Source organism: Thioclava marina, assembly GCF_002020135.1.
GTDB classification, from domain to species: Bacteria; Pseudomonadota; Alphaproteobacteria; order Rhodobacterales; family Rhodobacteraceae; genus Thioclava; species Thioclava marina.
Genome location: NZ_MPZS01000003.1, coordinates 316,053 through 339,266 on the forward strand (window position 1 = coordinate 316,053; position 23,214 = coordinate 339,266).

Sequence of the window (23,214 nt, forward strand, 5' to 3'; positions counted from 1 at the left end):
GGCTCCGCCGGCGGCAGGGCCAGCGTATTCCTCTCGTTTGATTGAAATGTAGGAGCGGGGATGCCGGATGGGAAGTTTTTACGTTCCCCGCAAGCGGGAAATTCCGTCGCAGGGGGGCGATCTCAGCCCCAGAGACGGATCGCCCAGAGGAGCGCCACGCCCGCCGCCAGTCCCGCAAGGCCCAGCATCCGGCGCTGGCCGGGCGTCATGGCGCGCAACAGATCCAGCGCCTCCTCGATACGAGAAGGGGCCAGCGCAAGCGCCAGCCCCTCGATCACAAGGACCAGTCCAAGACCGGTCAAGAGCATCGCCATCACTGGCCAGCCGCGTTCGCGACCCCGGCGCCCGGCTTCTCGCCGATCGAGCGCAGGAAGCGTTCATAGTCGAAATAGAGGCTGTCCGGCTGGGTCACCAGCGAGGAGGTCTGCGTCTTCATCGACTGCGCGTAGAACTGTAGCGCCCGGTTGAAGGCGAAGAACTCGGGATCCTTGCCGTAAGCGTCGGCATAGATCTTGTTCGCCTGCGCATCGGCTTCACCGCGCACGATCTCGGCTTCCTTCTTGGCCTGCGAGGTCACCTCGACTGCGGTCCGGTCGGCGGTGGCGCGCACGCGCTGCGCGGCCTCGGCGCCGCGGGCGCGCTCGTCTGCGGCCTCACGTTCACGCTCGGCGCGCATCCGGCCGTAAGTCGCTGCCAGGTTCTGCTCGGGCAAGTCGGTGCGGGTCAGGCGCACGTCGATCACGTCGACGCCCAGCGAGGAGGCCTCGCGCCGCGCCAGATCGCGGATCCGGTTCATCAGCGGGGTGCGGTCATCCGACAGCACGGCCGTCGAGGGAACCGAGCCCAGAACTTCGCGGATCGCGTTGTTCAGGATGCCGTCGATGCGGTTCTTGGCGATCTGCTCGCCACCCGCGCCCACGGCCTCACGGAATTTCACCACGTCGACGATGCGCCAGCGTGCGAAAGCATCCACCACGAGACGACGATCGTCCTCGGGGGTGACTTCGAGCGGCTGGGTGGTCAGGCTCAGGATCCGGTCGTCATATTTCACGACCGTATCGACCACGGGGATCTTGAAGCCGAGACCGGGTTCTGTCTTGACCTGCTGCACCTCACCGAAGCGCAGCACGAGAGCTTTCTCACGCTCGTCCACCACGAAGACCGAATTCAGCCCCAGCGCGACGAGAATGACGAGAACGGCAAGTGCGATAGGTCCGCGCATCAGTTGTTCCCTCCGGTGTTGCTGTTGGTCGTGGGGGTGCTCTTGCGCAGCTGATCGAGCGGCAGATAAGGCACGACGCCCCCGTCACCCGGCTTGGTGTCCACGACGACCTTGTCCACGCCCGAGAGCACCTGGCCCATCGTCTCGTAGAACATACGGCGCTTGGTCACGTCCGGTGCCTTCTCGTATTCCGCAAGGATCGAGGTGAAGCGCGCGGCGTCACCTTCAGCGGCGTTCACGATCTTGGCGCGGTAACCCTCGGCCTCTTCCTTGAGCTGGGCGGCCTCACCGCGTGCGCCTGCCGTCACCTTGTTGGCATAGGCGTCGGCTTCCTTTTCAAGGCGGTCACGCTCTTGCTGGGCGGCCTGCACTTCGCGGAAGCTGTCGATCACTTCGCGCGGCGGGTCGGCACGGTTGAAGTTCACGCGCACGATGTTGATGCCCGCGTCATAGCTGTCGAGCGTATTTTGCACCGCTTCGCGCAGATCGGCTGCGATCTCACCACGCGCGGTCGACAGGATCGGCGCGAGGTTCGAGCGCGCGATGATGTCGCGCATCGCCGATTCCGACACCGCGCGGATCGTGTCCTGCGGGTCGGTCAGGTTGAACAGGTATTTCGCCGGATCGTTGATGTTCCAGACCACCTGGAATTCGAGATCCACGATGTTCTGGTCGCCCGTGAGCATCAGCCCAGTATCGTTCGTGCCCGCACGCCCCGAGCCGATATCGACGGTCTGTTCGCGCGTCACCGGAACCTTGGTGTAGGTGATGAAGGGCCAGGGCGCGAGGTTCAGACCCGGACCCTTGGTCGCGTAATAGCGCCCGAACATCAGTTCGACCGAGCGTTCTTCGGGGTTCACCTTGTAGAGCGAGGAGCCCAGCCAGATCGCGACGACCGCGACGAGGCCGACCACCACGGCGATCTTGGTCGGGAAGGGGCCACCAGAGCCGCCGCCCGCGGGTCTGCCGGGACGGCTGCCGCCGCCCTTGCCACCCATCAGCACCTTGAGCTGCTCGGAGCCCTTGCGCATGAATTCCTCGATCTCGGGGATTTGTCCGCCCTCACCGGGGCGGCGCTGACCGGGGCGCTTGTCTTCGCGGTCGTCATTGCGGTCGTCGCCGCCACCGCCGCCACCCCAGGGGCCTCCATTGCTCATATGGTCCTCACCTTTCCGTTATCTTGTCGGTGACTTGGGTATTCGTTTCACGATTTCAATAATGTCGCACCGGGTTCCGCATGGTTACGAGCTCTTCGCCCATCGTGGGATGCACGGCGCAGGTCGCGTCGAACTGTTCCTTCGTCGCGCCCATCTTCATTGCGATTGCCACCATCTGTATCATTTCGCCCGCTTCGGGGGCCACGATATGACAGCCCAGAACCTTCCGGCTCTCACGGCAGACGATCAGTTTCATCAGCACCCGCGCGTCCGATCCGGCAAAGCCCGAGCGCATCGGCTTGAAGCTCGAGACATACACTTCGGTATTGCCGCGCTCCTCGGCTTCTTCCTCGGTGATCCCGCAGGTACCGAATTCGGGCTGGGTGAACACGGCCGAAGCCACGAGCTCGTGATCGGAGGGGCGGGCATGCGCGCCGAAGACGGTATCGGCGAATGCATGGCCCTCGCGGATCGCGACCGGGGTAAGGTTGATGCGGTCGGTCACATCGCCCACCGCGTAGATCGAGGGGATATTGGTCTGCGACCATTGATCGACGATCACTTCGCCCCGCTCGCCCAGGGTCACACCGGCCTCCGCGAGCCCGAGCCCATCGGTGTTGGGAACCCGACCCGTGGCGTAGAGCACTGCGTCGAACCGATCGACCCGCCCATCGCCGCAGGTGACGACGAGATCCGCGCCGTCCTTCTCGATCTTCGAGATCACCACATGGGTATGGATGTCGATGCCGCCTGCCGCCATCTGATCCACGATCAGGTCGCGCGCTTCGCTGTCGAAGCCGCGCAGCAGGGGCGAGCGGTTATATTGCGTGATCTTCACGCCCAGACCGTTGAGGATGCAGGCGAATTCGCAGGCGATATAGCCGCCGCCGACGATCAGGATGCGCTCGGGGAGATGCTCCATCTTGAAGATTTCGTTCGAGGTCATCACATGCTTGCAGCCCTCGAACTCGGGCACGAAGGGCCGCCCGCCGGTCGCCACGAGGATATGCTTGGTCGAGACGGTGGTGCCGTCGGCGAGGCGCACCTCATGCGGGCCCGCGACGGTGGCGCGCTGGTCATAGACGGTGACGCCCGCGCCCTGCTGGCCCTTGCGGTAGATCGCCTCGAGCCGGTCGAGTTCGGCGTCGAGCCTGGCGCGGAAACCCGTCCAATCGAAGGCGCCGACCGCCGCTTCCCAGCCATAGGCGCGGGCCTCTTCCACCGCGCCGGGGGCGGTGGAGGCAAACACCATCAGCTTCTTGGGCACGCAGCCACGGATCACGCATGTGCCGCCCATGCGGTATTCCTCGGCCAGCGCGACCTTCGCGCCGTGGGTCGAGGCGATGCGCGCAGCACGCACCCCGCCCGAGCCGCCGCCGATGACGAAAAGGTCGTAGTCGAAGCTCATGGCGCGCCCTTCCTGAAAATCCTGCGTCCCTTGGTTAGCGCTCCGCGCCGCCATCGGCAAGCCACGGGGCACGGCGGATCGGTTCCGCTATGCGAAGCGCGAGGTTTTCGGCCTCCCTGAGACGGGTCGGGGTCAGGTGAAATTTTCGTGCGTCGCTCGGGCTGCTCGTAGTCCCTAGGCAGAGATGGGGGTTCGGGTGCCGAAGGTGATATTGGCCGGGTCGTCGACTGAACCGGAAGAAGGGGGATGAGAGCGGGCTCGGGCGCGGCCTCATGTCACGCCGGGTTCGAAACGGTGGAGGCAGGTCGGTGAGACGCAGGTGTACTAAGACGTGTGCTGTCGTGTCGCCCGCGTCCAGCCGATAGCTCTGCTGAGGGCCGGTTTGCAGACCCGACGCATCGTTTTCACATTGTGCTGCGGGATCGTGGCGCTGGGGGGCAAGATCTGCTCCCTGTCAGCGTGGCGGCCGGTCAGCCCGCAGGGCTGCGCAATGCCCGGCTGCTCGTTGCTCAACAGGAGGCGCGGGCGGTGGATCGTTCGAACCGCAATCCCGTCGCGGCGCGGCCCGAGGATGTGCCTCGTAGTGCCGCGCTACGGGCGGCGAACGCGCATGGCTGTGCTGCGCATTCGCTCTACATGTAATCCGCGCCGCCGATCGCGAGACGCATGCGTCTCGCATCGACCGTTCAGGTCGGATCAGTCCAGGTCGCGGAAGATGTTTTCATCCTCGACGAACTCGATCTGCTCATTGGCGATCGTGCCCTCGTTGATGTCGCGGATCTCGACCTGGCCATCGGTGCCACCGATGATGACCTTGTCGCAGATGTCGATGAAAAGCCCGTTCTCGACCACGCCAGGGATCTGGTTGAGCACCAGCGCCAACTGGCGCGGATTGCCGATGCGGTTGAGATGCAGGTCGACGATGTAATTGCCCTCATCGCTGATGAAGGGCTGCTCGCCATTGAGGCGCAACGAGGTCTGGCGGCCCAGAACATCCATCGAATCAAGCAGTTCTTCGATCAGCGCGCGGGTCACCTGCCAGCCGAAGGGCACGACTTCGACGGGCAGCGGGAAGGCGCCCAGATGGCTCACTTCCTTCGAGGCGTCGGTGATCACGACCATCTGGTCCGAGGCGGTCGCGACGATCTTCTCTTGCAGATGCGCGCCGCCGCCGCCCTTGATCAGGTTCAGGTCCGGGTCGAACTCGTCGGCGCCGTCGATCGTGATGTCGAGCCATTTCGCCTCGTCGAGCGTCACCACCTCGATGCCTACCTGGCGGGCGAGATCGGCGGTGCGGGTCGAGGTGGGCACGCCGATCAGCTTGAGCCCTTCCTCGCGGACGCGCTCGCCTAGGCAGCGCACCATCCACGCAGCGGTCGAGCCGGTGCCGAGGCCCACGCGCATCCCGTCCTCGATAAGGTCAACGGCACAGCGGGCAGCGGCGAATTTCGCCTTGTCGATCGGGGAGAGGTCGGCAGCCATCGGTCACTCCATGAAGCAGCATTTCGCGACGCTTATAGGCAATCGCGCGCGGAGGCGCGAGGGGCTTTCTGGTGCGCGGTGCGGCTCTGTCGCAAATCGGACGCGAGGGGCGGGGCATCGCGAGGTGTCGTGCACGAAGTCAGCCCGCCAGAAAACGGGCGATCCCTCCGGTACGTGGCAGGGTGGGACGCGCTTGGGAAGGAGAGGGGCTGGCAGGCTGAACCTGCAATGCGCATGTATCGCGCGCAATGGCGCCGACTGGGCGAAGGGCGGTCTCTCCATTCGCGGCGAGGGGAGAAGCGTGCCGCGCGAGGACGCGAAGGTCGCGCACCCCCGACCGGAGGCTTTCGACGCGCAGCCCTTCGGCAAAGACGATCTCTGTTCGTTTGAAACGCAGCTGCCACCAGGTGTCGATTGCTTCTTCCGCGCGGGTGATGCCGGGTCTTCCCAGGAGATCCTGTGCCGCGATGCGAACCTCGCGCCCGTGACGCATCCCGCGACCAGCCTGCAAGACGAGGCGTTGGCGGGGCGGGAGGGTCAGCGCGCGCTCATTTCCGAGGGCTCCGGCGGCGATCCGGATTGTCGTGACTGCCAATTCCGGCCGTGGCATCACCCCAAGCAGGTCGCGATACCCGTGATCGGCGGTGAGAAGGCGCATGCCGGGTTTCAGATCCTCGACCGCGCAGGCACCTGCCTTCGTCGCCATTCGCGTGCCGCGCGCAAAGCCGCTGTCCCAGGTCTTCGCACGGTTATCGCGCCTTTCGGATATGCCATGCCCCTGCGCGGGGACGCACAGGGCATCGCCCGTCCAACTTTCATCGCCCCAGACATCCATTGCAGCCTCCAGCCAGCCCGACGTCAATCTTCGCGCAAAGGGTGAAGATCGCGTCAACGATGTTGGTTTTGTCTCGCCAAGGTCGTTTTGGGGCTGTCACTCGCGCCTTGCCCGCGCCAGTCTGGGCGGGACAGGGCAGGGAGTGCGGCATGTTTCTGAGCGTCTTCGATATCTTCAAGATCGGCGTCGGGCCGTCCTCGTCGCATACGATGGGGCCGATGGTGGCGGGCGCGCGATTTCTGAAAGCTCTGCGTGCCTCGCCCTTCTCCGCGCATGGGGTGCGGGTGCGACTGCACGGCTCGCTGGCCTTCACCGGCAAGGGACATGCGACGGATCGCGCCTCGATCCTAGGGCTCGCCGGGATCGAGCCCGAGAGCTATGACAATGACTACGCCGAGAAGGTGCTGGTGGCGAATGCTCGCGATCACGTGCTGAAACCCGAGGGGCTGCCGCCGCTGGCGTTCGATCCCGCGCGCGATCTGATCTTCGACTATGACGTGCCGCTTCCGGGCCATGCGAACGGCATGGTGATCGAGGCGCTCGACGCGCAGGGCGACGTGCTGATGCACGAGGTTTATTACTCGATCGGCGGCGGCTTCGTGCGCACCGAGGCCGAGCTGGCCGCCGTGGATGATGCCGCCCGCGACGCGCCGAGCCCGGTGCCGTTTCCCTTCAAGACCGCCGAGGAAATGCTCGCGATGGCCCATGCCTCGGGGCTTTCGATCGCGCAGATGAAGCGGCGCAACGAGGCGCGGTTCCGCAGCCAGGAGGAGATCGACGCAGGGCTCGCGAAGATCTGGGCCACGATGCGCGACTGCATGGAGCGTGGTCTGAGCACCGAGGGCGAGTTGCCGGGCGGCTTGCGGGTGAAGCGCCGCGCCAAGGCGATCCATGAAAGTCTGAAGGCCGATTGGGGGCAGAACCTCGCGCCGCCGCATCAGATCAATGACTGGATCTCGGCCTATGCGATGGCGGTGAATGAGGAGAACGCTGCGGGCGGGCAGGTCGTCACCGCGCCCACGAACGGGGCGGCGGGCGTGCTGCCTTCGGTGATCCGCTATTGGCTCGATCATGTGCCGACCGCGTCCTCGGCCAAGATCCCCGATTTCCTTCTGACCGCGGCCGCGGTGGGGGGGCTGATCAAGACCAACGCCTCGATTTCGGGGGCGGAATGTGGCTGTCAGGCCGAGGTCGGCTCGGCGGCGGCGATGGCGGCGGCGGGGCTGGCGGCCGTGCTGGGCGGAAGCCCTGAGCAGATCGAGAACGCGGCCGAGATCGCGCTGGAGCATCACCTCGGCATGACCTGCGATCCGGTGAAAGGGCTGGTGCAGGTCCCTTGCATCGAGCGCAATGGCTTGGGCGCGATCAAGGCGGTCTCGGCGGCCTCGTTGGCACTGCGCGGGGACGGGACGCATTTCGTGCCGCTCGACGCCGCGATCGAGACGATGCGCCAGACGGGGCGCGACATGCACGAGCATTACAAGGAGACGAGCCTCGGTGGGCTAGCGGTGAACGTGCCGAATTGCTGAGGGTGCCGCCCGCCCTTGCTTGAACCCGCCCGGGGCGACCAGCCCCGGGCAGCGCCCGACCTCCCCCCGGGAGGGCGCTTTTGCGACGTTGATGCGCGCACCGTCCTTGGTCGGATGTGGCCTGATAAAGCGCAAACCACCCAACTCGCGCCAGCGCCCACCCGAGGTCGGGCGCAGCCCTCGTCGCGTATCGCGCATTCGTAAAAACGCGCGCCCCCTTGACTTTTCCCCTCATCACGCGCATTTAGCGCTCATCGCCGCGCTGCCGCGTGAGCTAGCCGCGCCCCGAAGAGGCGCATCGGCGATACCTCCCTAAGTTCCCATTCACGCAGGGTTCTGACACGCAAGACCGGATCGCGCGGGAACCGCCCGCCTGTCTTTGAGGTCTGCGTCAACCTGCGCTCCGGGCAATCCCGCCCGGGCTGATCTCCGTGCGTCGCCCGCGTCGGGCACCACGGTCATAAAGGATAGGCATTGTCCGATTTCTCCTCGCTGGGGCTTTCCCCGGCCATCCTCAAGTCGCTCTCGCGCGCCAATTTCACCCAGCCGACCCCGATCCAGGAGCAGGCGATCCCGCTCGTTCTGGCGGGCCATGACGTGCTGGGCCTCGCCCAGACCGGCACCGGCAAGACGCTGGCTTTCGGCCTGCCGCTCATCGACAAGCTGATGGCGCAACAGGGCAAGCCCTCGCCCAAGACCTGCAAGGCGCTGATCCTTGCACCGACCCGCGAGCTGGTGAACCAGATCGCCGAGAACCTCGCGAACCTCGTCAAGGGCACGAAGATGAACGTGGCCACCGTCGTCGGCGGCCAGTCGATCAACCGTCAGATCAGCCTGATGCATCGCGGCAATGACATCCTCGTCGCGACCCCGGGCCGCCTGATCGACCTGATGGACCGTGGTGCGGTCGACCTGCGCTACACCCGCCATCTGGTGCTCGACGAGGCCGACCAGATGCTCGATCTCGGCTTCATCCACGCGCTGCGCAAGATCGCTCCGCGCCTTGGCACGCCGCGCCAGACGCTGCTCTTCTCGGCCACGATGCCCAAGCAGATGGAGGAAATCTCGCAGGCTTACCTGACCGATCCCAAGCGCGTGCAGGTCTCGCCCCCCGGCAAGGCTGCCGACAAGATCACCCAGTCGGTGCATTTCCTCGACAGCAAGGCCGAGAAGGCCCGCAAGCTGCGTGATATCCTTGCCGCCGATATGGGCGCGCTGACGCTCGTCTTCGCGCGCACCAAGCATGGCGCCGAGAAGCTGATGAAGGGCCTGCGCGCCGACGGGTTCAACGCCGAGTCGATCCACGGCAACAAATCGCAGGGCCAGCGCGACCGCGCGATCAAGGGCTTCCGCGATGGCAAGGTCAACGTGCTGGTCGCGACCGATGTCGCCGCGCGCGGCATCGACATTCCGGGCGTGGCCTATGTGGTGAACTTCGACCTGCCCGACGTGCCCGACGCCTATGTCCACCGGATCGGCCGCACCGCGCGTGCCGGTCGCGAGGGCGAGGCGATCGCCTTCTGCTGCCCCGACGAGGCCGATAACTTCCTGCAGATCGAAAAGCTGATGAAGATCGAGATCCCGACCGCGAGCGGCGAGCGCCCGGCCGAAGCCGTGCGCCCCTCCGCCCGCGCAGCCCGTGGCCGTGGTCGCGGCGGCCCGCGCGCCGGTGGCAACAAGGGCCGCGGCGGCAAGCCTCAGGGCAAACCGCAGGGGCAGGGTCAACCGCAAGGTCAGGTCCGCGCCAAACCGCGCAGCGAGGCGAAACCCAAGGTCGAAGCGGGCGGCAACGCCATGCCCAAGCGCCGCCGCCCGCGCCGGCGCAATGCGGGCGCTACGAGCGCGTAAATGAGGAAAGGCCGCGTCGAAGGACGCGGCCTTTTGTTAACAAAGGCGCCGTCAGCTGGCGCGGGCTCTGCTGCGTATTTCGTCAACCCCGGTGCGAAGGTCATGGGTGTAAGTTATCGGCGCCGTCTTGATGCCTAAACTGGGAAACTCCACGATGAATCTGAGGGTCCCAAACAAACGGACTTGGACCTGAGCATTTGGTCGGTTTCCTTGAAACGCAATTCCGTGAAATGGGGCGGTTGCGGTAGCCAATCCCACCTCAATCAGGGCATCTGCGCTGGCTTCATCTTGATCGGTCAGGATACGTCTGACTTCTTGAAGTGTATGGTTGCGCTGATAAACGGCTCCGCCAAGAATGAGGGAGACAAATTCAAACGCAATCTTCAACGGCACAAGTGGACTTAGGGCTGGCTCATCGTACGTTGGGTGAGCCGGGTGATTTTGCCATTTTTTGATGACGACTCCGTGTCCGAGATCCACCTCCGTGTTTGGCGGAGCTTCTTCCCAACTTTTCACAGCACTATTTATCTCGCGATCTGAGGCGCCACTTTTCCCCAGCATGGACCGGATTTTTTGTTCAGCTTCCTTCTCAGGAACAATGAGAGAGCTGTCCTTTAATTTCGCTGCTCCAAGCACACGATCTTTTCGCAGCTCTGCCGTTCTGTCGTTATCGCCGAAACTTTGCTTGTATCTCGCTCCAACTTCGAGCCTGTCGCGCAAGTCGCTGATGCTTTCGCCATGCTGTCCCGCAGCTTTGCGTATCTCGGGGGCAATCCGAGTATCGGCTTCGAACCCGGCGCCGAACCGCTCGTTGCAGCTTTTGCACAGAAAACTACACGTCAGTATCCCGCCAATACTTCGGGGAATAATATGTTCGATGGAGAGATCCGCTTCTTGCATGCAAACGATGCAGCGCGTGTCATTCCAGTTGAGGCCGCTGGAAATTGTCATGCAACTCGTTCTCTTTAGGTAGCCTTCACCCCACCTCCGCGAACACCTTCTTCAGCGCCGTCTCCAGCTTCTCGAACATCTCGTCCATCTGCGGCTCGGTGAGGATGAAGGGCGGGCAGAGCACCACCGATTGCCCGAGCGGGCGGCAGATCAGCCCCTGATCGGTGCAGGCATTGGCGATGCGCTCCGAGACCGAGAGCGAGCCGTCGAACGGGGTCTTGGTCTCGCGGTCCTTCACCGCCTCCAGCGCCCACATGTAGCCCACGCCGCGCAGCTCGCCGATATTGGGGTTCTGCGCGATCTGGGCGAGGCCGGCCTCGAGGCGGGGGCTGAGGCGTTTGACGTTATCCGCCAGCCCTTCGTTCATCACCACGTCGATGGCCTTGAGCGCGATCGCGCAGCCGACTGGGTGGCCCGAGGCGGTGAAGCCATGCGGGAATTCCTCGATCACTTCCGAGGCCGCCTGCATCCGCCCCGCCAGTTCCGGCCCGAGGATCACCGCGCCCATCGGGAAGAACCCGGCGGTGAGGTTCTTCGAGGAGATGATCGCGTCGGGCATGAACTCGTAGGTCTCGCAGCCCCAGGTGTTGCCGGTGCGCCCGAAGCCGCAGATCACCTCGTCCGAGATCAGCGGGATGTCGTATTTCTTGAGGATCTTCGACACCGCCTGGAAATAGCCCTTCGGCGGCGTGATCACCCCGCCCGCGCCCATCACCGGTTCCGCGAAGAAGCCCGCGATCGTGTCGGCGCCTTCCTTGATGATCGTGGCTTCGAGCTCGTTTACGAGGCGCTGGGTGAATTGCTCTTCCGTCTCGCCGGGCTGACCCTCGCGCCAGAAATGCGGGCAGGTTAGGTGCAAAAAGCCCGGCAGCGGCAGGCCGAAGACCGCGTTATAGGGCTTGCCGGTCATCGAAGCCGAGACCGCCGTCACCCCGTGATAGGCATTCTTGCGGGTCAGGATCTTGCGCTTCTGCGGCTTGCCTTCCGAGGCATGCATGAACCACAGCATCTTGACCATCGTGTCATTCGCCTCGGAGCCCGAGTTGGTGTAGAACACCTTCCCGTCGTCAAAGGGCGAAACCTCGATCAGCTTTTCCGACAGCATCACCGTCTGGTCCGACATCCGCCCGAAGAAGGCGTGATAGCCGGGAAAGCGCGCATATTGCGCCTGCGCCGCCTCGATCAGACCGGGATGATCGAACCCCGCGACCATGTTCCAGAGCCCCGAATTCGCGTCGAGATACTTTCGGCCCTCGGTGTCGAAGATGTAGGGGCCTTCGCCATGCGTCACCACGACCGTGCCGCGATCGTGGATCGTGGGCAGATCGGTGAAGCCGTAGAAGCTATGCGCGTCGGCGCGGGCCTGCCAGCTTTGGTCTTTCATCTTGCGACTCCTCGTCTTGTCTGGCCAAGAGGCTATCCACGGTATCGGCGGCGTCAATGGTTAGCGAACGCGCAGGGGTGGCTTGCGCGAGAAGGCGGGGCAGGGCAGTCTGCGCCTCGGAACAGATCCCTCAACGGAGCCTCCCCATGCCCGCCGCCCATCCCCGCATCAGTCTCTGGGCGGTCGAGGTCTTCGTGGCCATGGCCGAGGAAGGTGCGATTACCGCCGTCGCGCGCCGTCTTGGCGTGTCGGCCCCGGCGGTCAGTCAGCAGCTTGCCACGCTGGAGGCGGCGTTGGGGGCGGAACTGGTGGACCGCTCGGCCCGGCCTTTCGCACTGACCGCGGCGGGGCGGGCTTTCCTGCCCCATGCCGAGGGGATGCTTGATGAACTTGCGCGCGGGCGTGCCGAAGTGGGGCAGGCCGATCCGGCGGGGCTGAGCAGTCTCAGGCTGGGGATGATCGAGGATTTCGAGGCCGAGGTGACGCCGCTTCTCCTTGCGGACATGGCCGATGAACTCAGCGCCTGCCGCTTCGAGCTCGAAACCGGACCGAGCCACCGGCTTCTCTCGAAGCTCGAGGCGCGTGGGCTCGATGTGGCGGTGGTGGCCGAGCCGCAAGGCGCGGCGCTCGAAGGGATCGAGGTACATCCCCTGCTGATCGAGCCTTTTCTTGCCGTACACCCGGCGATCGCATCTGCGGGCGGGGGGATGGATCTGCCTTTGATCCATTATTCGCAACGCACGCTGATGGGGCGGCAGATCGCGTCCCATCTTCTGCACGCGGGCGGAGTGCCCGGGCATCGGCTGGAACTCGACAGCTATCCCGCGATCCTCGCGCTGGTCGCGGCGGGGCGGGGCTGGACGATCCTGACCCCTTCGGCGGTGCGCCACGCGCCGCGCGCAGGTCTCGCGCTTTCGCCGCTCGAAGGCGCGCCGCTCACCCGGCGCATCGTGCTGGCCGCGCGCGAGGGGATGATGGGCGATTGGCCCGCGAAAGTGGCGGGTCGGTTGCGCAAACTGCTGGCAGCGCGGGTGGTGCAGCCCGCGCTGGCCGACGCTCCCTGGCTGGAAGGGGCGCTGCGGGTCGAGACGGGTTGAACCTGTCGGTCAGCCGATCCCCAGACCGGTGAGCGCCGCACCCAACGTTTCGCGCGGAAGCATGACCAGCGCCGGGCCTTCGAGGGCGATATCGACCGCTCCGGTCGCGCGGTTCGACGTTCCAACCCGCTCCGACGGCGTGAAGTCGATCCCGTCGAGCGGCCAATAGAGCCCCTTGGAGCGCGCCTTTACCTCGCCAAATGGAAACAATGACACGCGCGTGTCCTCTGCCAGATCGAGCGAGAGCCGCGGCGGGCAACGGAAGATCACCTCTTCCTCGGCCAGCATCACCACGCGATGCGCGCTGCGGATCAGGTCGGTCATCGCCGCCAATGTGTGGTCGAGCCGCAACCCGGTGAACCCCAGCGCCAGAACGAATGGAGCCTCGATCAGCTGAAGGGATTTGGCGAAATCGGTGCTGTCCTGCTCTGCGATGTGATGGACCCGCGCCCCGAGCCGCTCACGTGCGCCCTGCGAGAGCGAATCGAGATCGCCGATCACCGCCTCGGGTTCCAGCCCCATCGCAAGGGCGCGATCGCCGCCGCCATCGGCCGCGACGAGGCACGGCGCGATTGTCAACGCTTCGTCAACATCGCTGTGCTTGATTGCCCCGGCGCCCAAGAGCGTGACCCCGGTGGATGAATGGACAATCCCGGTGAACATGCCATGATTGATGACGAATATGGCAAAGAAACGCAATCGAGACCGATAAAATACCTTTCAATTGCCATTATTCGTTCACGCGAAAGAACCAGTTGGCCCGGAAAGTGCGTTCAAAGAGGTCCAAATGAAAGCGAGTGGTCCATGGTTGGTGCGAACAAGATCCTGACCGTATCCTACGGCACCTTTTCGTGCACCCTGGAAGGGTTCGACGAGCCGTTCAACACGATGAAGGCGATTGCGGAATATTTCCGCGATCTGGCTGCCGACGACCGTTATTTCGGGGCCGAACCTCCGCAGCCCGACGCAGAGATGCTCCACCGCATCGCCGAGCGCGAGATCCAGCGCCGTGTCGAGGCGAAGATCCAGGAAAACGGTGTTGTCCTGCGCGCCCAGGATACGCTGCTCGGCGCTCAGGCCGAGGCTGCGGAAGCGCCTGCCGCGCCCGTCGAGGAACCTCTTGTGACCGAAGCGCCCGTACCCGTCGCGGAGGAGCCCGCGCCGCAATCGGTTGCCGCCGAAGTCACGCCGGAACCCGCGCCCGAGGTCGCCCCGGCTGCGGGCGAGCCCGCCTCCGATTCCGTGGCCGCCAAGCTGCAACGCATCCGCGAGGCGGTGGCCCGTGCCCGTGCCGCCCAGACTGAAAGCTTCGCCGAAGAAGACGAACCCGCACCCGTGATGGAGCCCGAGGCCCTGCTGGGGCAGTTCGACGCGCAGACGCCTGCGGAATCCGAGGATTTCGGCTATGAGCTCGATATCTCGGGCCCGCTGAGCATCGATGAGATTGCCGCGGATGAAGCGGAAGAGCTGTCCGGTCCGGTCGAAACCCCCGAAGCTGAAGCGGCGATCGAAGCGCCTGCCGTCTCGGTTGAAGCCGAAGAAGGAGTGATCGCGGAAGAGATCGCTCAAGCTGAAACCGCCGGGACGACGGTTGAGGCTGTGGCCGAAGACCAAGAGGAAGTCGTTGAAGAAACGGCTGAAGCCGCCGACGCCACCGATCCCGAGGCTGAGAAGCGCCAGGCGCTTCGCCGTGCCCGGCGCGCTGCCAAACGTCAGAAACGCATTGCTGCACTGAAGGCTATGGCCGAAGAGCTGTCCGAGGAAGAAGTCTCCGAGGATGAGGCCGTGCCGGCGCTCGAGATGGCCGAAGAGGCGCCCGAGGTCGAAGAAGCGCAGGTTACTCAAGAGGCTCCGGCGATCGAAGAGGCGGCTGAAGCCTTCAGCGTGCTTTCCGAAGAGCTTGTTGACGAAGAAGCTGTCGTGGATGACGCCTCTTCGGAAGAGGACCTCGCCGCCGAGGAGCCCGAACAGCTTTCCGAAGACGCGATCGAACCAGAAGAGATTTCCACAACGATTGATGAGATCGCGATCGAACCAGAAGAGATCGCCGAAGCTCCTGCGGAAGAAGCCGCGGCCGAGACCCCGCCGCTGCGTGCGCGCGTGATCAAGGTGCGTCGCCGCGAGGCGGTCGCCGTGACCGAGGCCGCCGTTGCGGAAACGGCCGAAGCGGTCGTGGCGGAGCAGGACGAGGAAGAGGACGATCTCGCCGCGCGTCTCGCCGCCGAGTTGGGGGCCGAAGAGGAAGCGCAGGACAAAGCGCCGGTCATGGGCATGCCTGGCAGCCTCTCGCCCGAGGACGAAGAAGATCTGATGCGCGAGCTGGCCGCGCTCGAAGAGGATGACACCGCCGAGGCGCCTGCCGTCGAGGATGCCGAAATTGCGGCTGACATGCCCGAGATCGACCTTTCCGGCCTGAGCTTCGAGCCGATCGCTCAAGAGCCCGCTGAGGCCGAAATCGAGGCCGAAGTCGAGATCGTGGACGAGGCCGCCGAGGAAGAGGCGCCCGTCGCCGAAGTCGCCGCCGAAGTCGAGGAAATCGAGGAAACGCTCGCCGGGATCGGCGATGTGATCGAGGCCGAAGATATCGCCGAACCGAAAGAGGCGCTGTTCACGGACGAAGCGAGCGAAGCGCAAGAGCCGGTCGTCGCGGAAGAAGAACATGCCGAGGCCGAGCAAGAGCCCGAAATGCTCTCGGAGGAGCCCGACGAAACCCCCTCGCGCCCGGACGTTCTGATCCTGGGAGAGGCGCTCGCATCCGAGCCGGAGGAAGACGAAGTTACGTTCGATCACGAGGAAGATGCCGCAGAGCTTTCCGAAGAGATCGAGGCCGCAGCGGAAAAACTCGCAGAGGAAGACGCTGCACAGCAAGAGCCCGCGATCGCCGCGCGCGAAACCACGCCTCTGCCGCTCCCGCCGGTTTCGGAAGATGACCGCGAGGCCGAGATGTCGCGCCTTCTCGCCGAAGCTGACAAGCAGGCCAAGGGCGTCGAGACCCGTCGTCGTTTCTCCGCGATCGCCCATCTCAAGGCCGCCGTGGCCGCGACCGTTGCAGATCGCCTGGCCAAGGGGCAGGATACGGCCTCGGGCGGCGCGCCCGAATCCGATGCGAGCGAGCCTTACCGCGCCGATCTCACCCAGGCCGTGCGCCCGCGCCGCCCGGTGAACTCGGGGGAGACGCATTCGCGCCGCCCCGAGCCGATGCGCCCCGCGCCGCTCGTTCTGGTCTCCGAACAGCGCATCGATTCCGAGCCCGTTTCGGAAGCTCCGAGCGAAGAGGAAGCCCCCGTCGGCAAGACCCATGTGATCCGCCCGCGCCGCATCTCGGCCGCGCAGATCGCCGCCGCCGAAGAGGCCGAAGTCGCGCCGATGGATCCGCAGCAGGCCACGAGCTTTACCGAATTCGCCGAAAGCCTCGGCACGCAGGGCCTGTCGGACCTGCTCGAGGCCGCCGCCGCCTATACGGCTGCTGTCGAGGGGCGTCCGCATTTCTCGCCGCCGCAGATCATGCGCAAGCTCGCATCCTTCGAGGAAACCGCGGAAGTGCCGCGCGAAGAGCGGATGCGCGTCTTCGGTCGCCTGCTGCGCCAGGGCAAGATCACCAAGGTGAAGCGCGGTCAATACGCCATCACCGCGGCATCGCGCTACTGGGACGAGGCGAAGATCGCGTCGAACCAGTAAGCGCGGAGAATGAGATTGAAAACGGGCGGTCCCGAGGGGCCGCCCGCTTTCGTTCAAGAGATGCGTGGCTCGCTTGCGCCCGACGCCGGTCAAGCCGTTGCGGCAGAGGTCAAGCCAACTGGGTCACGAGATGACGCGACCCGAAGGCAGGTTAGGGCAGGAGCCCCGCCCTCACTCTTTCGGCGCGTCGGGATCTTCCTTGCCGACCCCGGTGAAGATCGGCTTGAGCGGGAGGATCCACAAAATCCCGAGCCCGTTATAGACGCAGAACTCGGCCCAGATCGGCAGCCGGCCCCAGCGCGCGCCCGCCCAGTTCACCACCGTGACGGCAATGACGATATAGGCGGGCAGGCCCACGACGAGGGCCAGAACCGACAGTCGGCGGCGGGCCTTGTAGCTCAGCGCCATCGGATCAGTCCGCGAAGGGATCGGTCACGAGGATCGTGTCGTCACGCTCCGGCGAGGTCGAAAGCATCGCAACGGGGCAGTCGATCAGTTCTTCGACCCGGCGCACATATTTGATCGCCGCGGCCGGAAGATCGGCCCAGCTGCGCGCGCCCTCCGTGGATTCGCTCCAGCCTTCGATCTCTTCATAGACCGGCACGCAGCGGCTTTGCTCTTCTGCCGCTGTAGGCAGGTAATCGAGACGCTTGCCGTCGAGGTCGTAGCCCACGCAGATCTTGATCGTCTCGAACCCGTCGAGCACGTCGAGCTTGGTCAGCGCAATGCCGTTCACACCCGAGATCGCGCAGGTCTGGCGCACCAGAGCCGCGTCGAACCAGCCGCAGCGGCGCTTGCGGCCGGTGACGGTGCCGAATTCATGACCGCGCGTGCCGAGGCGCTCGCCGTCGGCGTCGTCGAGTTCGCTCGGGAAGGGGCCTTCGCCGACGCGCGTCGTGTAGGCTTTGACGATGCCGAGGACGAAATCGATCGCGCCCGGCCCCATGCCGGTGCCCGCCGCCGCCTGACCCGCGACCACGTTCGAGGACGTGACGAAGGGATAGGTGCCGAAATCGATATCGAGAAGCGAGCCCTGCGCGCCCTCGAAAAGGATCCGTTTGCCCTGCTTGCGCTTCTCGTTGAGCACTTTCCAGACGGGAGCTGCGTATTTCAGGATCTCGGGGGCGATTTCCTTGAGCTGCGCGATCAGCGCGTCGCGGTCGATCGGCTCGATGCCGAGACCCTTGCGCAGCGGATCGTGGTGCTGGAGCGCGCGGTCGACGCGTGCGATCAGCGTCGCCTCGTCGGCCAGATCGGCCACGCGCACCGAACGGCGGCCCACCTTGTCCTCATAGGCCGGGCCGATGCCGCGGCCGGTCGTGCCGATCTTGGTGCCCTTCGAGGCCGCTTCCTCGCGGGCGCGGTCGAGCTCACCGTGAATCGGCAGGATCAGCGGCGTGTTCTCCGCGATCATCAGCGTCTCGGGCGTGATCTCGACGCCTTGTTCGCGGATCTTCTCGATCTCCTTGAGAAGGTGGAACGGGTCGAGCACGACACCGTTGCCGATCACCGAGAGCTTGCCGCCGCGCACCACGCCCGAAGGCAGCGCGTTGAGCTTGTAGACCTTGCCGTCGATCACCAGCGTATGGCCCGCGTTATGTCCACCCTGAAAACGCGCGATCACGTCCGCGCGTTCGGACAGCCAGTCCACGATCTTGCCTTTCCCCTCGTCACCCCATTGGGCGCCGACGACGACGACATTGGCCATTGCTCTCTCCTTGGCAGGTATGAAACCGCGCGAGGTATAGCGGCTCGGCGCGCGGGGCGAAAGCCCGCATTTCTGTGGAGGCGTCGGGCGCGTCTTGCCCGGCCGGTGCGCGGGTGTCGCCTGCGGGAGCCTCCGGCGGGGATATTTGGACCAAGAGGAAGGGGCGGGGGCTCCGGAAACGGGAACTGCGCGGATTTGACCCCGCGAAATCCGAAAAACGGGCAGACCGGCCTTGCGCCTTTTGCCTCATCCGCCTAGATAGGCGCGTCGCAAGAAAGAAGGCCCGGACCCGTTCATGGAAAACGTCGTTCTCTCGATCCATCTGATCCTCGCACTGCTGCTGATTGGCGTGGTGCTGCTGCAACGCTCCGAAGGGGGTGGTCTCGGCATGGGATCTTCGAGCAGCTCGAGCGGTGTGGGCGGGTTGATGACCGGTCGCCAGGCCGCCAACGCGCTGACCCGCGTGACCTGGATCCTCGCCGCCGGTTTCTTCGCGACGTCGGTGACGCTGACCGTTCTGGCCGCGCAGAAGGCGCGCAACGAGTCGGTCGTCGACAGCGCCACCACCGAGCAGAGCGCGCCGGCAGCAACTGCGCCCGCGACGCCCGCAAACGACGCCCCGGCGACCCCGCCCGCGCTTGATGTGGTGATGCCGCCTGCGCCGAGCGGGTCGGAGGCCTCGACCGGCGGCACTTCGGGCGAAACCACCACCGAGACGCCTGCCGGCCCGGTAACGCCGCCTGCGTCCAACTGATCCAGCACACTGGGCGAGCCACAAGCGATTGAGGCTCTCCGCTTTCTTAACCCAATAGCTTGCGGTCCGGTTGCGGGCGGGCCGCGAATCGTGTAAGCATTAAATCCCGTGATCCTGACCTTCCTCGGTCAGGGAAACCTTTCGAATTTCGCAGATCACGGGGGTCTTCATGGCACGTTATGTCTTCATTACCGGCGGCGTCGTCTCGTCGCTCGGAAAGGGCTTGGCATCGGCCGCCCTGGGGGCATTGCTGCAAGCGCGCGGCTTCTCGGTCAGGCTGCGCAAGCTCGACCCTTACCTGAATGTCGATCCCGGCACGATGTCGCCGTTCGAGCATGGCGAAGTGTTCGTCACCGATGACGGGGCCGAGACCGATCTCGACCTGGGTCATTACGAACGTTTCACCGGCGTGTCCGCGCGCAAGACCGACTCGATCTCCTCGGGGCGGATCTACACCAACGTGCTCGAGAAGGAGCGTCGCGGTGAATACCTTGGCAAGACGATCCAGGTGATCCCGCACGTCACCAACGAGATCAAGGACTGGATCTCGGTCGGCGACGACGAGGTCGATTTCATGCTGTGTGAGATCGGCGGCACCGTCGGCGATATCGAGGGGCTGCCTTTCTTCGAAGCGATCCGCCAATTTGCGCAGGATCGTCCGCGCGGCCAGGTGATCTTCATGCACCTTACGCTGCTGCCCTATCTGGCGGCCTCGGGCGAGTTGAAGACCAAGCCCACGCAGCACTCGGTCAAGGAGCTGCGCTCGATCGGCCTTCAGCCCGACGTGCTGGTCTGCCGCTCCGAGCAGCCGATCCCGGACAAGGAACGCGCCAAGATCGCGCTGTTCTGTAACGTGCGCCCCGATGCCGTGATCCCGGCCTATGACCTGAAGTCGATCTACGAGGCCCCGCTGGCCTATCACCGCGTCGGTCTCGATCAGGCGGTGCTGGACGCCTTCGGTATCTCGCCCGCGCCGAAGCCCGACATGAGCCGCTGGGAAGACGTGATGGACCGCCTCGACAATGCCGAGGGCGAAGTGCGCGTCGCGATCGTGGGCAAATATGTCCAGCTTGAAGATGCCTACAAGTCGATCGCCGAGGCGCTGACCCATGGTGGTATGGCGAACCGCGTCCGGGTGAAGGCGGAATGGATCGACGCCGAGATCTTCGAGCATGAAGACCCCGCGCCCTATCTGGAGAATTATCACGCGATCCTCGTGCCCGGCGGCTTCGGCGAGCGCGGCACCGAAGGCAAGATCCGCGCGGCGCAGTTTGCGCGCGAGAAGGGCGTGCCCTATCTGGGGATCTGTCTCGGGATGCAGATGGCGGTGATCGAGGCCGCGCGCAACCTCGCCGGCGTCAAGGATGCAGGTTCGGAAGAGTTCGATCACGAGGCGGGCAAGAAACGCTTCACCCCCGTCGTCTACCACCTCAAGGAATGGGTGCAGGGCAATCACCGCGTCGAGCGCAAGGTGACCGACGACAAGGGCGGTACGATGCGCCTGGGCGCCTATTCGGCCGCGCTCAAGGAGGGCTCGAAGGTCGCCGAGGTCTACGGCTCGACCGATATCGAGGAGCGCCACCGCCACCGCTACGAGGTCGATATCAAGTATCGCGAACCGCTGGAGAGCTGCGGCCTGACCTTCTCGGGGATGTCCCCCGACGGCCGCCTGCCCGAGATCGTCGAGCACAAGGGACATCCGTGGTTCATCGGTGTGCAGTTCCACCCCGAACTGAAATCCAAACCCTTCGCGCCGCACCCTCTGTTCGCGGGCTTCATCAAGGCCGCGCTGGAGCAAAGCCGCCTCGTCTGAGCTGGCAGCGACATGCAGCAAAAGGGGCGATCGCAGCGATGCGGTCGCCCTTTTCCTTTTCGTCCTTGGCGGCAGGTCGAAACAAAGAGGACTTCAACGATCTCCAGCATATCAAACTAAGTGCGTGCCAATCCTCCCGCGGCGCCCCATGGCGCGCTGGGAGAACTCGATACCGGCACAAAGAGAAATTTCGAGATCGCCGTCGGCTATCAGCTCGACCCGAACCTTCCGGTCGAGGTGAGCTATGCGAATATGATTATGGCGACACCGACTGGGGAACCGATTTTTCCGGCACCTACAGCTTTGCAAGTGCAACGCCTTTCTCGGGCAAATTCTCGTCGGATATGCTCTTTGTCGGCGTGAACTACTTGCAGGATTTCGCACCCAACTGGAACCGGCAATTCGGCGTGGCGGTCGGCGTGTCGCGCACCAAGTTCCACCGCGCCACGGAAGGGACCTATGCAGAAGTTCGGCCCACCGCACAGAGGTAGTCTGCCCATAAGGTGAGCGCCGGTCTCGGCTACAAGCTGAGCGAGCACATCAAGGTGCTGGGCAATGTCGGTCTGGTGAGCCTAGGCCGCTTCGAATCCGCCAAGCAACGGGATGGGGACTGGAGCGCCACCCCGAACCCGAACGCGCCCCAAAAGTTCGACACGAATCTTCAGCCCGTCGTCAGTCTCGGCCTGTCCCACACGTTCTGATCGGCTGACTGCCCGGACAATCCCGCCCCGAGCCGATGCGCTTCGGGGGACGCCTTGTCTTGCGGCATCGGCCTGAGAGGGGTGCCCCTCGACAGGCAACGCGCCAAGGCTTTCAACCGTTGGCTTCGAGCAAACGTCGCAAATTCAGACTGCGCGCCCAAAACGCTTTAAAGTCAGCGCGTTGCACGGAAGCTATGCTCTGCAAAAGGAGAGATGGCTGGGGCGGTAGGATTCGAACCTACGGTGCGCGGTACCAAAAACCGGTGCCTTACCACTTGGCTACGCCCCAACGTGGAGCGGTGTTTAGCCAAGCTCGGGCGGGGCTTCAAGAGGAAAATCGGAAGAAATTTCGATTGCGTGCAGATCGGCTCTCGGGCAGGAGGCGGGGCATGGAACGAAGTGATGTGGTGATCCTCGGTGCGGGCGCGGCGGGGCTGATGGCGGGGATCGAGGCAGGGCGCCGCGGGCGTTCGGTCACGGTGCTCGATCATGCGCGCAACCCCGGCGAAAAGATCCGGATTTCGGGCGGGGGGCGGTGTAATTTCACCAACCGGCTTCTGACGCGCCAGAATGCGTCCGAGCGGTTCCTGTCCCGCAATCCCCGCTTCGCACTCTCCGCACTGTCTCGCTACACGCCCGCCGATTTCATCGCGCGGGTCGAGGGCGCGGGCATCGCCTGGCACGAGAAACATCTGGGCCAGCTCTTCTGCGACGGCAAGGCCACGCAGATCGTGCAGATGCTGGTCGAGGATCTGCGTGCATCAGGGGGGCGCCTCCAGCTCGAGACATCGATCGAGAGCCTGCGACGCGTCGGTGAGAGATTCGTCGTCGAGACGTCGGCGGGCCCCATCGCGGCAGAGGCGGTGGTCGTGGCGACCGGCGGCAAATCGATCCCGAAAATGGGCGCCACCGGGCTTGGGTACGAAATCGCCAAAAGCTTCGATATCGAGATCGTCGAGACACGTCCCGCGCTGGTGCCGCTGACCTTCGCAGAGCAGGATCTTGCGCGCACCGCGCCGTTGGCCGGGCTCGCCCGCGCCGCCCGCGTGAGCCACGGCAAGACCCGCTTCGACGAGGATTTGCTCTTCACCCATCGCGGCCTCTCTGGCCCGGCGATCCTGCAGATCTCGAGCTACTGGCGCGAAGGCGATGCAATCACGATCGACCTCATGCCGGAGGGAGATATTGCGGCGCTCCTGGCCGCGCAGCGCGCCGAGGCAGGCAGGCAGGCGCTCCATAACGCGCTTGCGCGCCATGTTCCCGAGAAACTCGCGCAATTCGTCGTGGCCGAGGCGGGGCTGACGGGCCGGCTGGCGGATCAATCCAACAAGGCACTGGCGCGTCTGGCGGAGCAGATGCATCGCTGGCAGGTGCGCCCGGTGGGCTCGGAGGGCTACCGCACGGCCGAGGTCACGCTGGGTGGTGTCGCGACGGATGAACTCGACGCAAAGACGATGGAGGCCCGCCGCGTGCCGGGGCTCTATTTCATCGGAGAGGTGGTCGATGTGACGGGTTGGCTCGGCGGCTATAATTTCCAGTGGGCCTGGGCCTCGGGTTGGGCGGCAGGGCAGGCGGTCTGAAAGGCGCGCCTCTTCTTCTTGATGAAAATATCTCGGGGGGTGAATTCGGCGAAAGCCGAAGAGGGGG

The 23,214-nt window shown here is 64.8% G+C and carries 19 protein-coding genes and 1 tRNA gene; 8 read left to right on the plus strand and 12 right to left on the minus strand.

The window, feature by feature from the left end; all coding sequences use genetic code 11:
* Positions 1–122: 122 nt before the first annotated feature.
* From BMG00_RS17420 to BMG00_RS17945, 6 genes are all read right to left on the minus strand, one after another.
* The gene (locus BMG00_RS17420) at positions 123–314 is read right to left on the minus strand and encodes a DUF2065 family protein (RefSeq protein WP_093470167.1); all 192 of its coding nucleotides are present in this window, start codon (positions 312–314) and stop codon (positions 123–125) included.
* Complete coding sequence (gene hflC / locus BMG00_RS15785; RefSeq protein ID WP_078530750.1) at positions 314–1,225, minus strand: protease modulator HflC; 912 nt, start codon at positions 1,223–1,225, stop codon at positions 314–316. Before hflC ends, BMG00_RS17420 begins: the two co-directional genes overlap by 1 nt.
* Positions 1,222–2,379, minus strand: coding sequence for an FtsH protease activity modulator HflK (gene hflK / locus BMG00_RS15790; RefSeq protein ID WP_078530751.1), 1,158 nt, complete (start codon positions 2,377–2,379; stop codon positions 1,222–1,224). Before hflK ends, hflC begins: the two co-directional genes overlap by 4 nt.
* A 55-nt stretch (positions 2,380–2,434) precedes the next feature.
* The gene (gorA, locus tag BMG00_RS15795) at positions 2,435–3,787 is read right to left on the minus strand and encodes a glutathione-disulfide reductase (protein ID WP_078575004.1); all 1,353 of its coding nucleotides are present in this window, start codon (positions 3,785–3,787) and stop codon (positions 2,435–2,437) included.
* 696 nt (positions 3,788–4,483) lie between these two features.
* Positions 4,484–5,269 (minus strand): ribose-5-phosphate isomerase RpiA, encoded by a 786-nt coding sequence (rpiA, locus tag BMG00_RS15805; RefSeq protein WP_078530753.1) that lies wholly within the window; start codon positions 5,267–5,269, stop codon positions 4,484–4,486.
* Positions 5,270–5,408: 139 nt separating this feature from the next.
* Complete coding sequence (locus BMG00_RS17945; protein ID WP_078575006.1) at positions 5,409–6,104, minus strand: Hint domain-containing protein; 696 nt, start codon at positions 6,102–6,104, stop codon at positions 5,409–5,411.
* A gap of 149 nt (positions 6,105–6,253) precedes the next feature.
* On the opposite strand from BMG00_RS17945, the gene BMG00_RS15815 reads away from it, so the two are divergent.
* Together BMG00_RS15815 and BMG00_RS15820 are read left to right on the plus strand one after the other, a co-directional pair.
* Complete coding sequence (locus tag BMG00_RS15815; RefSeq protein ID WP_078575007.1) at positions 6,254–7,633, plus strand: L-serine ammonia-lyase; 1,380 nt, start codon at positions 6,254–6,256, stop codon at positions 7,631–7,633.
* A gap of 474 nt (positions 7,634–8,107) precedes the next feature.
* A complete protein-coding gene (locus BMG00_RS15820) occupies positions 8,108–9,481 on the plus strand; it encodes a DEAD/DEAH box helicase (protein ID WP_078575008.1) in 1,374 nt (457 codons plus the stop codon).
* Positions 9,482–9,532: 51 nt separating this feature from the next.
* On the opposite strand, the gene BMG00_RS15825 is transcribed toward BMG00_RS15820, so the two are convergent.
* Together BMG00_RS15825 and BMG00_RS15830 are read right to left on the minus strand one after the other, a co-directional pair.
* Complete coding sequence (locus BMG00_RS15825) at positions 9,533–10,432, minus strand: HNH endonuclease (RefSeq protein ID WP_078530757.1); 900 nt, start codon at positions 10,430–10,432, stop codon at positions 9,533–9,535.
* 25 nt (positions 10,433–10,457) lie between these two features.
* Complete coding sequence (locus BMG00_RS15830) at positions 10,458–11,816, minus strand: aminotransferase (RefSeq protein ID WP_078575009.1); 1,359 nt, start codon at positions 11,814–11,816, stop codon at positions 10,458–10,460.
* A gap of 146 nt (positions 11,817–11,962) precedes the next feature.
* Between BMG00_RS15830 and BMG00_RS15835 the strand changes: the two genes are divergently transcribed.
* Positions 11,963–12,913: a LysR family transcriptional regulator gene (locus BMG00_RS15835; protein ID WP_078575010.1), complete on the plus strand. Its 951-nt coding sequence runs from the start codon at positions 11,963–11,965 to the stop codon at positions 12,911–12,913.
* A gap of 9 nt (positions 12,914–12,922) precedes the next feature.
* On the opposite strand, the gene BMG00_RS15840 is transcribed toward BMG00_RS15835, so the two are convergent.
* Positions 12,923–13,576: a thiamine diphosphokinase gene (locus tag BMG00_RS15840; protein ID WP_078530776.1), complete on the minus strand. Its 654-nt coding sequence runs from the start codon at positions 13,574–13,576 to the stop codon at positions 12,923–12,925.
* A gap of 141 nt (positions 13,577–13,717) precedes the next feature.
* On the opposite strand from BMG00_RS15840, the gene BMG00_RS15845 reads away from it, so the two are divergent.
* Positions 13,718–16,591: a hypothetical protein gene (locus BMG00_RS15845; protein ID WP_078575011.1), complete on the plus strand. Its 2,874-nt coding sequence runs from the start codon at positions 13,718–13,720 to the stop codon at positions 16,589–16,591.
* Between the two features lie 171 nt (positions 16,592–16,762).
* Here the strand turns inward: BMG00_RS15845 and BMG00_RS15850 are convergent, their stop codons facing one another.
* Both BMG00_RS15850 and BMG00_RS15855 read right to left on the minus strand, forming a co-directional pair.
* Complete coding sequence (locus BMG00_RS15850) at positions 16,763–16,999, minus strand: DUF2842 domain-containing protein (RefSeq protein ID WP_078575012.1); 237 nt, start codon at positions 16,997–16,999, stop codon at positions 16,763–16,765.
* 4 nt (positions 17,000–17,003) lie between these two features.
* Positions 17,004–18,299 (minus strand): adenylosuccinate synthase, encoded by a 1,296-nt coding sequence (locus BMG00_RS15855; RefSeq protein ID WP_078530762.1) that lies wholly within the window; start codon positions 18,297–18,299, stop codon positions 17,004–17,006.
* A gap of 295 nt (positions 18,300–18,594) precedes the next feature.
* On the opposite strand from BMG00_RS15855, the gene secG reads away from it, so the two are divergent.
* The 3 genes from secG (at position 18,595) to BMG00_RS15870 (ending at position 21,567) form a co-directional block, all read left to right on the plus strand.
* Complete coding sequence (secG, locus tag BMG00_RS15860) at positions 18,595–19,053, plus strand: preprotein translocase subunit SecG (protein ID WP_078530763.1); 459 nt, start codon at positions 18,595–18,597, stop codon at positions 19,051–19,053.
* Between the two features lie 169 nt (positions 19,054–19,222).
* Positions 19,223–20,866, plus strand: a complete 1,644-nt coding sequence (locus BMG00_RS15865) for a CTP synthase (RefSeq protein WP_078575013.1) — start codon at positions 19,223–19,225, stop codon at positions 20,864–20,866.
* A 503-nt stretch (positions 20,867–21,369) separates the two neighbouring features.
* Positions 21,370–21,567 carry a hypothetical protein gene (locus BMG00_RS15870; protein WP_078575014.1) on the plus strand — a complete coding sequence of 66 codons (198 nt, stop codon included), beginning with the start codon at positions 21,370–21,372 and terminating at the stop codon, positions 21,565–21,567.
* 214 nt (positions 21,568–21,781) lie between these two features.
* On the opposite strand, the gene BMG00_RS15875 is transcribed toward BMG00_RS15870, so the two are convergent.
* Positions 21,782–21,856: transfer RNA gene (locus BMG00_RS15875), tRNA-Gln, on the minus strand.
* Between the two features lie 100 nt (positions 21,857–21,956).
* Here BMG00_RS15875 and BMG00_RS15880 point away from each other — a divergent pair.
* Positions 21,957–23,147: a BaiN/RdsA family NAD(P)/FAD-dependent oxidoreductase gene (locus BMG00_RS15880; RefSeq protein WP_078575015.1), complete on the plus strand. Its 1,191-nt coding sequence runs from the start codon at positions 21,957–21,959 to the stop codon at positions 23,145–23,147.
* Positions 23,148–23,214 lie beyond the last annotated feature (67 nt).